The organism is Bartonella sp. CL71SXKL, from assembly GCF_042194935.1.
In the GTDB taxonomy this organism is placed as follows: Bacteria; Pseudomonadota; Alphaproteobacteria; order Rhizobiales; family Rhizobiaceae; genus Bartonella.
Genome location: NZ_JBHINI010000011.1, coordinates 12,797 through 26,007, shown reverse-complemented (window position 1 = coordinate 26,007; position 13,211 = coordinate 12,797). Strand labels below are relative to the sequence as shown.

Sequence of the window (13,211 nt, the reverse complement as noted above, 5' to 3'; positions counted from 1 at the left end):
GAAAATTTTACTTTTCCGTTTATCTAAGTGATTTGGGTACGATGTGCTTTATATTACTTAAAATGAAGCAGTTGCGAAGAGAGAAGCATATTCTTATTAAAAAAAATAGCTCTGATAGTAGAAAATACAGAACAATTTAAATTTAGTCTTTTAGTTTTCGTAAAAGTTCCTTAATATCTAACCTTATGAGCAACTTAAGGTTTGCCATATTAGGATAAAAACACCTCTTCAGCGATAAGTTTTAATGGCTCATTATGCTGTATTTTGAAAAAAATAACTGAAAAAAAATAAATCTACTAAAATTTAGATGTTATAGAAATATTGTTAATCATAATCTCCTGTGTCACAATTTGTTCCAACAACTTTTTTCTTCGTAATATTTTTAAAAATATAATGTCCTGACGAAGGAAAACTTATATGAAGAGATTTTATATTTTTTAGGATAAAGATCTTCTTTTCTTTATCATGGGTTATTTTCTTTTCATCATCAACAGCAATTCTCAATTTGTTTAAATCAGAAGGGGTAGAGTACGATAAAGTAAAGGATACTTTCTTTGGTTCAAAGATACTACAAGAGTATTCAGCTCCTTGATGGATTGTATCGGATGGTATGATCACAACACTTTCATCCAGCCCAAAATTCCATTTTTTCTCACCAAAGCCAGCAAACGCACCACTAGAGTAGGCGAGAATATTTGCGGCTAATAATCCTTGCATGAAGATTTTTTTCATTATCCTCTCCTTTTTCTAAAGTGAGGTGAATCATAAATCAATTTTTATAAAGATAAAAGCTCAAACTTAACGCTAAAATCAGGGCTAAGTTGCATTTTCTAGTTTTAAACCATGTTCAGACTGATATCAGTCTAAGAAATTTGAATGCTCTATCATGTATAATAATTTGAATTATTTTGAGAGCTAATTTAGAAGTTCGTTATCTTTATTGGAATATTGTCAGAGGAAATGACTTTTCTCAAGAAGCTCTCTTTGAAGATATAAAGGGAAATAGATGGTACAAGCGTTTTTATTTGTAGTTACTGTGTTTTTTTACACTGGTTTTTATACAAGTTGAAGTGCTTTTTATCATGATATAATTTGTGAAAAAATATTATGGAAATAATTTATATATTCTTTTATGAGTCGTTTTTTCTTCTTCAGTTTTTATGAAGGGTGTTGAGTAGAAAAAAACCGAGCTCTTTCAAGATACGTTGCATTATGAAATTTTTACGATGCTCTTTGATATCAGCAAAGAATGATAGCAGCCTAATTGCTTTTATATATACGATGTTCGATCGTTTTGTGCTGGATAAGTACCGATAATACGCAGTTCTGCAGAAAAGAAAGATAATTCTTCTAAGGCAAGTTTCATCATCGGGTCTTCAGGATGCCCTTCAATATCAACAAAGAATTGTGTTGCATTGAAATTTCCACCAATTTGATAGCTTTCTAATTTTGTCATATTGATACCATTCGTTGCAAATCCTCCCATAGCTTTATAGAGAGCAGCGGGGACATTGCGCACTCGAAAAAGAAGACTGGTGATGATTTTTTCGCCATTTTGAGGTTTGGGGACATGTCGTTTGGAGCGTGAAAGGATGACAAAACGGGTAATATTATGAGGGTTATCTTCAACATCTCTTTCAAGAATATCAAGTCCATAGAGTTCTGCTGCGATTAAAGGTGCTAAGGCAGCCTGTGAACGTTTAGCATTTTTTTTAATAAATTTTGCAGCTCCAGCGGTGTCAGCAGAAACAACAGGTTTCCAACCGTTGTTTCGTATGATTTTTCGGCATTGTGCAAGGGCATGCGTATGGCTGTGGACGGTTTTAATTTCGTCATGTGTAACGCCGGGCAAAACCATGAGTTGAAAATGGATAGGTAAAAAATATTCATCAATAATATAAAGAGATGACTGTGGTAAAAGATGATGAATGTCTGCAACGCGTCCCGCAAGGGTATTTTCAATAGGGATCATAGCAAGATCAGCTTTCCCGCTTTCCACTAAATTAAGGGCGTCTTCGAAAGTAGCAGAGGGAACAGCATCCATATTGGGGAACATATTGGAGCAAGCAATATGGGAATTAGCGCCGTATTCTCCTTGGAAAGAAATTTTATTGGTTTTTTTTAGTATTTTCATGCTAAAATCTCACAAACTCTATCGAGATCATGTTGTGTGTCTACACCTAAGGGAATTGTATCGACTATTTCCACATCAATACGCATGTTGTTTTCTAATGCACGTAATTGTTCAAGTTTTTCACGTTTCTCAAGTGGTGAGGGTTTGAATGATACAAATTTCTCAAGTGCTTCGCGCCTATAGGCGTATATTCCAATATGGTGATAAAGAGGACCGTCTCCATAGGGTGCTGTGGCGCGCGTAAAATAAAGAGCACGAAGGCGATTTTGAGAAAGCGGTGTACCAATGATTTTGACAACATTGGGATCTCTTGTTTCATTTTCTTCAATGATTTTGGCACCCAAGGTTGCAATATCAGTAAAGCTATTTTCTAAAGGGCGTAGCGCACGAATGATTTCACGAGGCATTATTGTTGGTAAGTCACCTTGTACATTTAAAATGGCATTATAACGTTGTTCCGGATCAATGCGCATTAAAGCTTCATAAATACGATCAGATCCAGACTTATGATCACCTCGTGTTATGATATATTCATGTCCATAATCTGCAACAGCTTTAGCGATATCATTATGATCTGTTGCAACGATTGTACGTCCTATTCCAGCTTTTTTGGCTTGTTCTGCGACATGAACAATCATCGGTTTTCCGCCAATTTCAGCGAGAGCTTTTTGAGGAAGACGGGTTGAGCCTATACGGGCAGGAATAAGAATAATTGGTTTAAGAGCCATTGTAAGATTCCAAATGTCATCTGTGATGCATTTATGATGTTGTGTGTTATAAAGAAAAAGCTTAGACTAAAAATGGTAATGAAACCGTGAACATTTGAGTTTTTATGAATCGCCGGAGATTTATTTATTTTATTTGTGCTTGTTTATGTGTGCTGGTCGCTGTTGTGGGGATTTCCACACTCAGCAATATAATTTACGATCATCCTACATCAGTCCAATATCATCATACAGTTGCCAAGAATGATATATTTCAAGAAAAACAAAAAGCACCTGATGTTTCCCTATCACTAAATAGCCGCCTTCAACAAGGCAATTTTGAAAATGGCCGTAAAGTTTTTCGCCAATGTGCCATATGCCACACATCTGGACGCAATGAAGCAGGGCGTGTTGGTCCAGTCCTCTGGGAGATTGTTAACCGCCCTTTGGCATCAGCAGCAGGTTTTGCTTATTCACGGGCATTACGTGCTCATTCTGATCAAAAATGGGATTTTGTAACGTTAGATCGTTATTTACATTCTCCACGTGAAGCTTTTCCTGGGACCATTATGTCTTTTCGTGGAATTAAAAATGATCAAGATCGTGCCGATCTTTTGCTTTATTTACGCAGTTTATCCGATCATCCTGTTCCTTTACCAATGGATAATAATAAAGCGAACGAGCCAAATTAACTTATACCATAGATGTTAATTTTAGAAAGAAGTCTGACTTTTTGTAATTTTAGTTTCACGGTTTTATAAAAAGAGCTCTTTTATAAAAATGCACTCTTTACGCTGTCATCTGCAGATTGGTTTTCAAGATTTGTTTGCTTCACTTTTTCTACATATACTTGTCTGTGAAATTATTGCTGAAGGATTATCAATTCATGAGCCGCAACTTTCTGCTTCTGAATGCGATAATTATGTAATTAAAGCTCTCCATGAGGTTTATCTTAATCCTTCTATGCACATCAATCCCCATGTACTTTTACATCAATTTCCATGTATCAGAGACAATTGATTGTTCTTATACGTGCAATGATCCTAAGCTGCATTTTATGATGCTTGATGAATAGACGTTTTCTCTTGAGGTTAGAGGTGTAGGTACAGATCATTGACCTTCTATATTATCAATCACTAAAATATGACTTAGATTATTTATTTATAGGTTATGGTTTGAAGTAAGCACTTTCATGTGAAACAATTTTCATGTGTGAATAGTAAAATAGTTGAATAGAGTTCTGCTGATTGTATTTTTATCTACGTTGAAAATTTTTTACACAAGAATACTGATAGCAGCTACGTTCCCACGAGTCTCTGTCCATTTATAGACGATGACATGAAATTATGCTGATAATCCATTATAGAGAATTATTTTTTCACAAAAGGTTTTCCATATTTGTGATAAATTTAATAGGTTTCATTGGTTACAATGTTTTGATGACTTGCGATAAAATATTAGTATTTCAATATATATTGCGAGAGTGCTAAAAATTAGTGGAAGAGAGAACATAATCATGATTCTCCAAGATTCTTAAGAGCTACGGCATTTTCTTTATAATTTGAGCGTTTATAAGTAATAATATTAAATTGCGCTAATAATCCATTATAGAGAAGAATCTTTCCTACTAATGGCTCTCCGATGTTTGTGATCATTTTAATAACTTCCATTGCTTGTAGGGTCCCAATAACGCCAGGTAAAACACCGATTATTCCAGTTTCAGCGCATGTTGGGATAGTCCCGTGAGCTGGAGGGGTGGGAAATAAATCGCGATAGTGAGGATTATTGTCTTTATACGGCATAAGGACGGTTAATGAGCCATTAAAACGTTCTACAGCACCACTTATTAAGGGTTTTTTGCATTGGGCAGCGTGATCAGCAAGAAGATAGCGCGTCGTAAAATTATCACTTCCATCAACAATGATGTGGTAAGCATTAAGCAGTTTATCCACATTACTTTTATCTAAGCGTAGGGTGTGTTTTTCAACTACAACATGGGGATTTATTGCTTTTATAGTGGTTTCAGCACTGTCTGTTTTGCTTTTGTTTATTGCATTTGTTTTATGAATAACTTGGCGTTGTAAATTGGAAAGTGAAACGATGTCGTTATCGACAATTCCAAGGGTTCCTACACCTACGGCAGCCAAATAGGTTAAGACAGGAGCACCAAGACCACCAGCACCCACAACAAGAACACGTGCTTTTTTTAGCTTTTGTTGTCCTACACCACCAATCTCAGGCAAAATGATGTGGCGTGCATAGCGTTCGATTTCTTTGTTGTTTAATTTTGTATCTGTTTCTTTTGTCATAAATTTTCTCTTGTCATAGTTCTTTTATTGTTTACTAAGTTTATGATGCTTAGACCAGTCTGCTTTTAGGATAGGGAGGATTTATTTATGAAAATTGCCATTCAGATGGATCATATTTCAACAGTTCGGATTCAAGGAGATACGACATTTGCACTCGCTTTAGCAGCACAAGAACGTGGACACTCTCTCTTCCATTATACACCAGATCGTTTATCTCTGTATGATGGTTGTGTGATTGCACGACTAGAGCCATTGATTGTACATGATAAAGAGGGAAGCCACTATCAATTAGAAAAGCCTGTTCGCACGGAATTAACAGATATGGATGTGGTTCTTTTACGCCAAGATCCACCTTTTGATCTCAATTATATCACAACGACTCATTTGTTAGAACGTATTCATCCTAAAACACTCGTTGTGAATGATCCGGCATGGGTACGCAACAGTCCAGAAAAAATTTTTGTGACTGAATTTTCTGATCTGATGCCAGAAACATTAATTACCAAAGATATTGAAGAAATAACAGCTTTTAGAGAGACATTTGGCGATATTATTGTTAAACCACTTTATGGAAATGGGGGCGCTGGTATTTTTTATTTAAAACAAGATGATCGCAATTTAGCATCATTGTTGGAAATGTTTGCAGAAATTTATCACGAACCTTTTATTGTTCAGCGCTATTTAGAGGCAGTACGAAAAGGAGATAAAAGGATTATTTTGCTTGATGGTACACCTGTTGGAGCTATTAATCGAATTCCGACAGAAACAGATGTGCGCTCTAATATGCATGTTGGAGGCCGCGCGGAAAATGTTGAGTTAACAAAACGTGATTATGAGATTTGTGAACGCATTGGTCCAGCTTTAAAGGAACGAGGTCTTCTTTTTGTGGGGATTGATGTGATTGGAGATTATATAACAGAAATTAATGTGACGTCTCCTACGGGAATTCGTGAAATTAAACGCTTCTGCGGTACAGATGTTGCTCATTTGTTTTGGGATGTTATTGAGTTCAAGCGTTCAAATGAATTTATTTGACAGAGGACAAAAACATGGTTTTAAAAAATGATCCATGTTGTTTTTTATATTTGTTATGTTGCAAATGTGAACTAGAATGACCGTATGATATAAATTAAGAGGCTTTATCCTCAATTTTTAGGGAGCTTATAGATGAACAGAGTATTATCAATTGGAGTGGGATTGTTTTTTGCGCTACTGCTGTCAGCAAATGGAGGCAATGCGCGCGATCAAATACAGATTACTGGTTCATCTACAGTTTTACCTTATCAAAAGATTGTTGCTGAAACATTTGGAGAAATTTATCCTCATTTTAAGGTTCCTGTTATCGAATCGGGTGGAACAGGAGCTGGTATTAAGGAATTCTGCCGTGGTATTGGGGAGAACACTGTTGATATTGTTAATGCTTCGCGAGCAATGAAACCGAGTGAATTACAGTCTTGTTTTGATGCTGGTGTAAAAGATGTTGAGGAAATACGTATTGGGTATGATGGCATTGTTTTTGCAACTGATATTAAGGGACCTGATTGGAAATTACAGCCAGTAGATGTTTATAAAGCCCTTGCTGCTCGAATTATTATAGACGGAAAGTTGCAACCGAATAATGTTTTGAAATGGAGTGCAGTCAATAGTGCTCTTCCTGATTGGACGATAGCAGCGTATATTCCTGGGGAGAAGCATGGGACACGTGAAGTTTTTGAGGAAAAATTACTTACTAAGGGGTGTAAAGAGAGTGGGGCAGTTGAAGTGATGAAGTCTTTAGGAATGGATGATAAGGAGATACACACTGCTTGTATTGCGGTACGTAAGGATGGAAAAGCGGTTGATATTGATGGTGATTATTCTGAAACATTTGCGCGTCTAACTTCTAATAAAACAGGGGTTGGTATTTTTGGTTTGTCTTTTTATCAAAATAATGCTGATAAACTAAAAGTTGCCGATATTAACGGTTTTGCGCCAACAGTTGAGACGATTTCTAGTGGACAATATCCGGTTTCTCGTCCGCTTTTTTTCTATATTAAGAAAGCACATTTAGGTATTATTTCAGGTTTGCGAGAGTATGTTGACTTTTTTCTTTCTGATCAAATGATTGGTCCAGAGGGTCCTTTGGCTGAATATGGTTTGATTGTTTCTCCTGAAAAGGAGCGTCAAGCACAGCGTTCTGATTTTTCTGCTGGTCGAGTAATGACATTGAAATAACTTGCAGGGAAAATTTGTTGGATTTCTGGGATAGGGAATTTGGATGCTATTTTTTTATAAAAACTGAAAGATAAAATGCGCATTTCCTTTATTATTTTGTTATTATTGATTTTTGGATTTTGTGGTTTTTGTATTTCTTATATGCGAGCACGCATTCTTGAATACAGACAACATAAAATGCATTCTCGTGCGTATTATTATGGCTGGTGGACATTTTTGATTACTGTTATTCCAGCTTTTATTTTTTTAATTGTTTGGGATGCTGGGAGTACAATTTATTTAGAATATAATGCCTCTCGAGAGCTTGAGGCGTATAGTGCGCATGTAACAGAGCCTGTAAATCACGATCTACTTTGGGAGACACTTCGAAGTCTCGTCAAAAAGATTCATCGCTTTGAGGGGAATCTTTCTACCGCTTCCTATAAGGAAGTGCAGGCACAATTACTCGCGAAGGGATGGATTTTACCCGATGAAGCATCAGATGATGTGTTCAAAATAGCACAGTCGTGGGTATTTTCTTCTGAAAAGCTTAAATTTATAGGTTATGTTTTCCTTTTTGCTATTGCGTCCTTTGGTTTTATCTGTGGAATGATGCAAATTGCGCCTCATCAACGTGCGCGTAATAAGGTTGAATCTTTTATTATTATTGGATTGATTTGTGCATCTATTGTTGCAGTCTTGACAACAATAGCCATTGCGCTTTCTATGCTTTTTCAGACAGTAAGCTTTTTTCAGTCTGTATCCTTTTCAAATTTCTTTTTAGGAACAGTTTGGGATCCACGTTTTTCCGCGAGCGGTTCAGGCGATGAAGTAGGACAATTTGGTTTAATACCGCTTCTTGCTGGTACGCTTTATATTGCATTTGTTGCCATGCTTTTTGCTGTACCTATAGGACTATTTTCAGCTCTTTATATGGCTGAGTATGCTTCTGCGCGATTGCGAGCAATTGTAAAACCATTATTGGAAGTTCTTGCTGGCATCCCAACCATTGTTTATGGTTTTTTTGCTTTGAAGGTTGTAGGACCATTTTTACGTGATCTTTCTGTTTCTCTCTCAGGTGGGGTTGGTTTTATTATGGCACAAAGTGTTTTGACCGCTGGAGTTGTGATGGGAATTATGTTGATACCTTTTGTTTCCTCTTTATCGGATGATGTTATTACGGCTGTTCCACGCATTTTACGTGAAGGTTCTTATGGTTTAGGCGCAACACAATCTGAAACAATTAAAAAAGTTGTTATACCAGCAGCGCTTCCAGGGATTATGGGGGCTATATTGTTGACGGCATCGCGTGCAATTGGAGAAACAATGATTGTGGTTTTGGCGGCAGGTGTTGCAGCAAACTTAACACTCAATCCTTTCGAAGCAATGACTACGATGACTGTTAAGATTGTTAATCAATTGACCGGTGATTTTGAGTTTAATTCTCCACAAACTCTGGTGGCTTTTGCCTTAGGGATGACGCTTTTTGTTATGACACTTTTGATGAATATTCTGGCTCTTTATATTGTGCGTAAATATCGGGAACAATATGAATGAATGAAGATTTTTTTCCTCGTCGCAATATTAGTCTCAAGCGTCGATATTGGGCTGAACGTCGTTTTCGTGCCTATGGTTTGATTGCCATTTTTATTGGTTTGTTTTTTTTATTTGCGCTTTTATGGTCTATCATTAGTCAGGGTTATACAGCTTTTTTTCAAAGTGAAATGACATTGTCGATTTATTTGGATGAAAAGATCATCGATCCAAGTGGTCAACGTAAAACAAAACCACAAGTTCTCATGACGGCGAATTATCCACTTCTTGTACGCAATGCTTTAGCAAAGAAACTTAATATCAATCAAAATGATCGAGCCTCTCTTCGGGACGTTAACCGTATGTTTTCAAATGGTGTCCGCGTTCAACTACGTGAAATGGTGACAAAGAATCCAAAATTGATTGGCACAATGCAAAAAGTTAAAGTTTTGGCATCTGCGGATATTGATTCTGCTTATAAGGGACAGATTGATCTGCGTGTAGCAGAAAAAAACCGTAAAGTTTCTAATCGACAAGTGGAATGGATAAAACGTTTAGCGCATGATGGTACGCTTCATAAAACATTTAATATTGGTTTTTTTACATTTGGCGCTTCAAGTCGTCCTGAGACTGCGGGATTAGGTGTTGCGATTATTGGTTCTCTTTATATGATAGGCATCGTTTTATTAGTTTCACTTCCAATAGGCATAGCAACGGCTCTTTATTTGGAAGAATATGCACGCAAAAATAAATTTACAGATTTTATAGAGGTTAATATCAATAATCTTGCAGCTGTTCCTTCGATTGTGTTTGGTCTTTTAGGACTCTCTTTTTTTGTTAATTTTTTAGGATTACCACGTTCAGCCTCCTTTGTTGGTGGTCTTGTTTTAGCGCTCATGACTCTTCCCACGATCATTATTGCAACACGTTCTGCTCTGCGTGCTGTTCCTCTCTCTATTCGTGCAGCAGCTTTAGGACTGGGAGCATCAAAAACACAAATGATTTTTCATCATGTTGTTCCTTTAGCAGCGCCTGGCATTTTGACAGGCACAATTATTGGAATTGCTCAGGCTTTGGGTGAAACAGCTCCTTTGCTTTTGATTGGAATGGTTGCTTTTGTTGTTAATATTCCTACGACCCCCATGGATCCAGCAACGGCTTTGCCTGTTCAAATTTTTATGTGGGCGGGGGAAGCAGAGCGTGCTTTTGTTGAAAAGACATCAGGTGCTATTATTGTATTGATGATTTTTCTTGCGATCATGAATATTTCTGCGGTTTTTTTACGACGACGATTTGAACGCCGCCAGTAATTTTAATAAAATAACAACTTTGATAAGATTTTTGTAAGGTGAATTTTTGTAATGAAGATTAAAATGCGTGGTGAGGATGTGAAGGTTTCTTATGGAGACAAAGAAGCACTCCACGGTATTACACTTGATATTCCTGAACATCAAGTAACTGCTTTGATTGGTCCATCAGGATGCGGAAAGTCGACTTTTTTGCGTTGTTTTAACCGTATGAATGATACGATTGAAGGCGCTAAAACAACCGGTCTTATTACCTTAGATGGGGAGAATATTTATGACACACGGATTGATGTTGTAGAATTGCGCGCTCGTGTTGGAATGGTTTTTCAAAAGCCCAGTCCTTTTCCAAAATCTATATTTGAGAATGTTGCGTATGGTCCACGCATTCATGGTTTAGTAAAAACGCGCTCTGAATTGCATGATGTAGTTGAAAAGAGTTTGAGGCAGGCAGGTTTGTTTGAAGAAGTAAAAGACCGTCTTCATGATCTTGGAACAAGTTTATCAGGGGGACAACAACAGCGTTTGTGTATTGCACGTGCTATTGCGGTTAGTCCTGAAGTTATTTTGATGGATGAGCCTTGTTCAGCTCTTGATCCTATTGCGACAGCACGGATTGAAGAGCTTATCGATGCATTACGGCAAAATTATACAATTGTTATCGTAACGCATTCTATGCAACAGGCTGCACGTGTTTCTCAATATACGGCTATGTTTCATTTAGGGCATTTGGTAGAAGTTGGTGCGACTGAAATGATCTTTACCTCACCAAAAGAGCAACGGACACAAGATTATATTACGGGGCGTTTTGGATAGGTGAATTGAGGAGTGTAAGATATGTCTATGAACCATACTGTCCGTTCTTATGATGCAGAACTAAAATATTTAAGAGCAAGGATTATAGAAATGGGGAGCCATGCAGAAAGGATGATTGAACGTTCTGTCGCATCGGTTGTGTGTAGTGATCTTCAACTTGCAACGACAGTGATTGCCGATGATGTATTTTTAGATGAAGCAGAACGTGACATTGATGAAAAAGCGGTTGCTATTATTTGCAAACGCCAACCGATGGCTGTCGATTTGCGTGAAATTATTGGAGCCATTCGTATTTCTTCTGATCTTGAGCGGATTGGGGATATGGCCAAAAACATTGCTAAAAGGACGGTTGCACTTTCAGAAATACGACAATCTGCTTCTGTTTATCATGGGCTTGAAACAATTACAGCTTTAGCACTCAATCAATTAAAAGAAGTCTTAAATGCTTATACGAGTCGCCTATTAGAGCGTGTTGACGCGGTGCGTGAGCGTGATGAGAAGATTGATGCTTTGTATACTTCTCTTTTTCGTGAACTTTTGACGTATATGATGGAAGATATGCGCAATATTACGGTTTGTACGCACTTACTGTTTTGTTTAAAGAATATTGAACGAATTGGTGATCATGTTACTAATATTGCTGAAATGCTGCATTATATCATAACGGGTTACCATATGTCCTCTGATCGTCCTCGCGATGACCTTACTTATAAAGTTGGAGTAGGTGAGAAGAAAATAGATTAAAATTTTTCTTATATGTATAAAATAAGTTTGTAGATATGTGAGTATTTTCTTACAGTGCAGCTATAGAAAGAATAAGATAACCGTCTTATGGAAAAGCACAAAGAAGCAACAAAGAGTTTTTTCTGAGAAGCGTGGCAGATTGCTAACTCTTGGTTTGACATATTTGTATATTAGATGATATCATCACTCGTATTGTGGCCGGAGGGGAGTTTTCTAGGGGAATTTCCTTTCAGATCATTTTGTTAAAATTTTATATTAAAGGGGGTATCTGTATTATTTTTCGTATGTAGAAGAAATGGATAGCGTTATTTTACTATAATTGAAACGTATGGGTTATTATAGCCTATATTGAACCATGAATAATAACAATATTGATCTGTAAATTAAGAGTTTTTTATTTTTTATTTTGCATAGATACTTTATTGATTACCTCTTGTATTAAAATTTTGCTGAGTGGTAACAATTAGCTATGTACTTTATTGAGAGATACATTTAAAGCTCATTTCAAGACTTGAATAGCTCAGAGATTATAGGAATGTGTTGCATAAGATGAAAAAAAATCGTTGGAATGTATTTGTTACCTGTTGTGTAGCGCCGTTAGTTGTTGTGGGGTGTGCTTCAAATCATTTAGATACTGGAAAAATAAATAATAATAAGACAAAAACGGTTACGTATCCATTGACAGAGCGTCAATGTCTTATGCGAGCGATGTATTTTGAATCAAATCGCACAAGCCGTGAAGGAATGATTGCCGTTGGGACGGTTGTTATGAATCGTGTTAATTCAACCGCCTATCCTAAGACGATTTGTGGTGTTGTTGGTCAATATAGGCAATTTGCTCCTGGTGTTTTAACGCGTCCTATGACGGAGAAAGCATCTGTTGCTCGTGTAAGAGAGGCAGCTGATGCCGTTTTACGGGGTGAACGAGATAAGAAAGTTAAACACGCTAAGTTTTTTCATACCGCTGGTTTGTCTTTTCCGTATAAAAACATGCATTATGTTCAGGTTGCAGGGGGAAATGCTTTTTATGAAAAACGATCACGTGATGGGGCACTTCAAGTTCCTACAAATAATCGCCCTTATGATGTTGCTTATGCTTTTGCTCAAGAACGTTCTGGTCATGCGCCAAGCTTTATAGATGAAGGCTTAGAGAGTAGGGGAGTAAAGGCAGAGAAAAGTACATCTCATTCGACAGAAGTAGCACAATCCAAGACGTCACATCCAGCGCCTTTTGCTATGGTACAGCTTGATAAAGTTCCTATCCCTGCCTATGCACCTCAACATCTAGCTAGGAAAGAGGAAAATAAAACGATTATGGCTTTACCTTCATCCGATCAGTTAAATGCAATTGTTGCAATGTTAGAAAAACGACACAGGAACTAGTAAGTTTTTCATGACCAAAGAAGGATGATATACCCATTGCGGTTTATGAATTAAGTGAATTTTAGCGATAATGATACGCATAAATATACAT

The 13,211-nt window shown here is 37.0% G+C and carries 13 protein-coding genes; 9 read left to right on the top strand and 4 right to left on the bottom strand.

Going from position 1 to position 13,211, the window contains the following annotated elements; translation table 11 throughout:
* Window positions 1-324 precede the first annotated feature (324 nt).
* The 3 genes from ACFILA_RS06775 to ACFILA_RS06765 form a co-directional block, all read right to left on the bottom strand.
* Window positions 325-732 (bottom strand): hypothetical protein, encoded by a 408-nt coding sequence (locus ACFILA_RS06775; protein WP_273790574.1) that lies wholly within the window; start codon window positions 730-732, stop codon window positions 325-327.
* Between the two features lie 538 nt (window positions 733-1,270).
* Complete coding sequence (locus ACFILA_RS06770; protein ID WP_273790573.1) at window positions 1,271-2,134, bottom strand: prephenate dehydratase; 864 nt, start codon at window positions 2,132-2,134, stop codon at window positions 1,271-1,273.
* Window positions 2,131-2,862: a 3-deoxy-manno-octulosonate cytidylyltransferase gene (locus ACFILA_RS06765; RefSeq protein ID WP_375657910.1), complete on the bottom strand. Its 732-nt coding sequence runs from the start codon at window positions 2,860-2,862 to the stop codon at window positions 2,131-2,133. The genes ACFILA_RS06770 and ACFILA_RS06765 overlap by 4 nt, the downstream gene beginning before the upstream one ends.
* Before the next feature lie 104 nt (window positions 2,863-2,966).
* Between ACFILA_RS06765 and ACFILA_RS06760 the strand changes: the two genes are divergently transcribed.
* Both ACFILA_RS06760 and ACFILA_RS06755 read left to right on the top strand, forming a co-directional pair.
* Window positions 2,967-3,530, top strand: coding sequence for a c-type cytochrome (locus ACFILA_RS06760; protein WP_375632302.1), 564 nt, complete (start codon window positions 2,967-2,969; stop codon window positions 3,528-3,530).
* A gap of 88 nt (window positions 3,531-3,618) precedes the next feature.
* Complete coding sequence (locus ACFILA_RS06755) at window positions 3,619-3,858, top strand: hypothetical protein (RefSeq protein WP_375660873.1); 240 nt, start codon at window positions 3,619-3,621, stop codon at window positions 3,856-3,858.
* A gap of 494 nt (window positions 3,859-4,352) precedes the next feature.
* Here ACFILA_RS06755 and ACFILA_RS06750 read toward each other — a convergent pair whose 3' ends face one another.
* Window positions 4,353-5,147, bottom strand: coding sequence for a molybdopterin-synthase adenylyltransferase MoeB (locus ACFILA_RS06750; RefSeq protein ID WP_375660872.1), 795 nt, complete (start codon window positions 5,145-5,147; stop codon window positions 4,353-4,355).
* Between the two features lie 87 nt (window positions 5,148-5,234).
* On the opposite strand from ACFILA_RS06750, the gene gshB reads away from it, so the two are divergent.
* The 7 genes from gshB (at window position 5,235) to ACFILA_RS06715 (ending at window position 13,120) form a co-directional block, all read left to right on the top strand.
* Window positions 5,235-6,182, top strand: coding sequence for a glutathione synthase (gshB, locus tag ACFILA_RS06745; RefSeq protein ID WP_273790569.1), 948 nt, complete (start codon window positions 5,235-5,237; stop codon window positions 6,180-6,182).
* A gap of 132 nt (window positions 6,183-6,314) precedes the next feature.
* Complete coding sequence (locus tag ACFILA_RS06740) at window positions 6,315-7,361, top strand: substrate-binding domain-containing protein (RefSeq protein ID WP_375631060.1); 1,047 nt, start codon at window positions 6,315-6,317, stop codon at window positions 7,359-7,361.
* A 75-nt stretch (window positions 7,362-7,436) separates the two neighbouring features.
* On the top strand, window positions 7,437-8,897 hold the full coding sequence (gene pstC / locus ACFILA_RS06735) for a phosphate ABC transporter permease subunit PstC (RefSeq protein WP_375637606.1): 1,461 nt from the start codon (window positions 7,437-7,439) through the stop codon (window positions 8,895-8,897).
* Window positions 8,894-10,183 carry a phosphate ABC transporter permease PstA gene (gene pstA, locus ACFILA_RS06730; protein WP_375631059.1) on the top strand — a complete coding sequence of 430 codons (1,290 nt, stop codon included), beginning with the start codon at window positions 8,894-8,896 and terminating at the stop codon, window positions 10,181-10,183. The genes pstC and pstA overlap by 4 nt, the downstream gene beginning before the upstream one ends.
* A 51-nt stretch (window positions 10,184-10,234) precedes the next feature.
* On the top strand, window positions 10,235-10,993 hold the full coding sequence (gene pstB / locus ACFILA_RS06725) for a phosphate ABC transporter ATP-binding protein PstB (protein ID WP_273790565.1): 759 nt from the start codon (window positions 10,235-10,237) through the stop codon (window positions 10,991-10,993).
* 21 nt (window positions 10,994-11,014) lie between these two features.
* Window positions 11,015-11,737, top strand: coding sequence for a phosphate signaling complex protein PhoU (phoU, locus tag ACFILA_RS06720; RefSeq protein WP_273790564.1), 723 nt, complete (start codon window positions 11,015-11,017; stop codon window positions 11,735-11,737).
* A gap of 549 nt (window positions 11,738-12,286) precedes the next feature.
* A complete protein-coding gene (locus tag ACFILA_RS06715; protein ID WP_375660871.1) occupies window positions 12,287-13,120 on the top strand; it encodes a cell wall hydrolase in 834 nt (277 codons plus the stop codon).
* Window positions 13,121-13,211: the final 91 nt, after the last annotated feature.

Excerpts from the sequence above, each read along its gene's own strand:
- ACFILA_RS06775 (WP_273790574.1), bottom strand. The coding sequence starts at position 732 with ATGAAAAAAATCTTCATGCAAGGATTATTAGCCGCAAATATTCTCGCC.
- ACFILA_RS06770 (WP_273790573.1), bottom strand. The coding sequence starts at position 2,134 with ATGAAAATACTAAAAAAAACCAATAAAATTTCTTTCCAAGGAGAATAC.
- ACFILA_RS06765 (WP_375657910.1), bottom strand. The coding sequence starts at position 2,862 with ATGGCTCTTAAACCAATTATTCTTATTCCTGCCCGTATAGGCTCAACC.
- ACFILA_RS06760 (WP_375632302.1), top strand. The coding sequence starts at position 2,967 with ATGAATCGCCGGAGATTTATTTATTTTATTTGTGCTTGTTTATGTGTG.
- ACFILA_RS06755 (WP_375660873.1), top strand. The coding sequence starts at position 3,619 with ATGCACTCTTTACGCTGTCATCTGCAGATTGGTTTTCAAGATTTGTTT.
- ACFILA_RS06750 (WP_375660872.1), bottom strand. The coding sequence starts at position 5,147 with ATGACAAAAGAAACAGATACAAAATTAAACAACAAAGAAATCGAACGC.
- gshB (WP_273790569.1), top strand. The coding sequence starts at position 5,235 with ATGAAAATTGCCATTCAGATGGATCATATTTCAACAGTTCGGATTCAA.
- ACFILA_RS06740 (WP_375631060.1), top strand. The coding sequence starts at position 6,315 with ATGAACAGAGTATTATCAATTGGAGTGGGATTGTTTTTTGCGCTACTG.
- pstC (WP_375637606.1), top strand. The coding sequence starts at position 7,437 with ATGCGCATTTCCTTTATTATTTTGTTATTATTGATTTTTGGATTTTGT.
- pstA (WP_375631059.1), top strand. The coding sequence starts at position 8,894 with ATGAATGAAGATTTTTTTCCTCGTCGCAATATTAGTCTCAAGCGTCGA.
- pstB (WP_273790565.1), top strand. The coding sequence starts at position 10,235 with ATGAAGATTAAAATGCGTGGTGAGGATGTGAAGGTTTCTTATGGAGAC.
- phoU (WP_273790564.1), top strand. The coding sequence starts at position 11,015 with ATGTCTATGAACCATACTGTCCGTTCTTATGATGCAGAACTAAAATAT.
- ACFILA_RS06715 (WP_375660871.1), top strand. The coding sequence starts at position 12,287 with ATGAAAAAAAATCGTTGGAATGTATTTGTTACCTGTTGTGTAGCGCCG.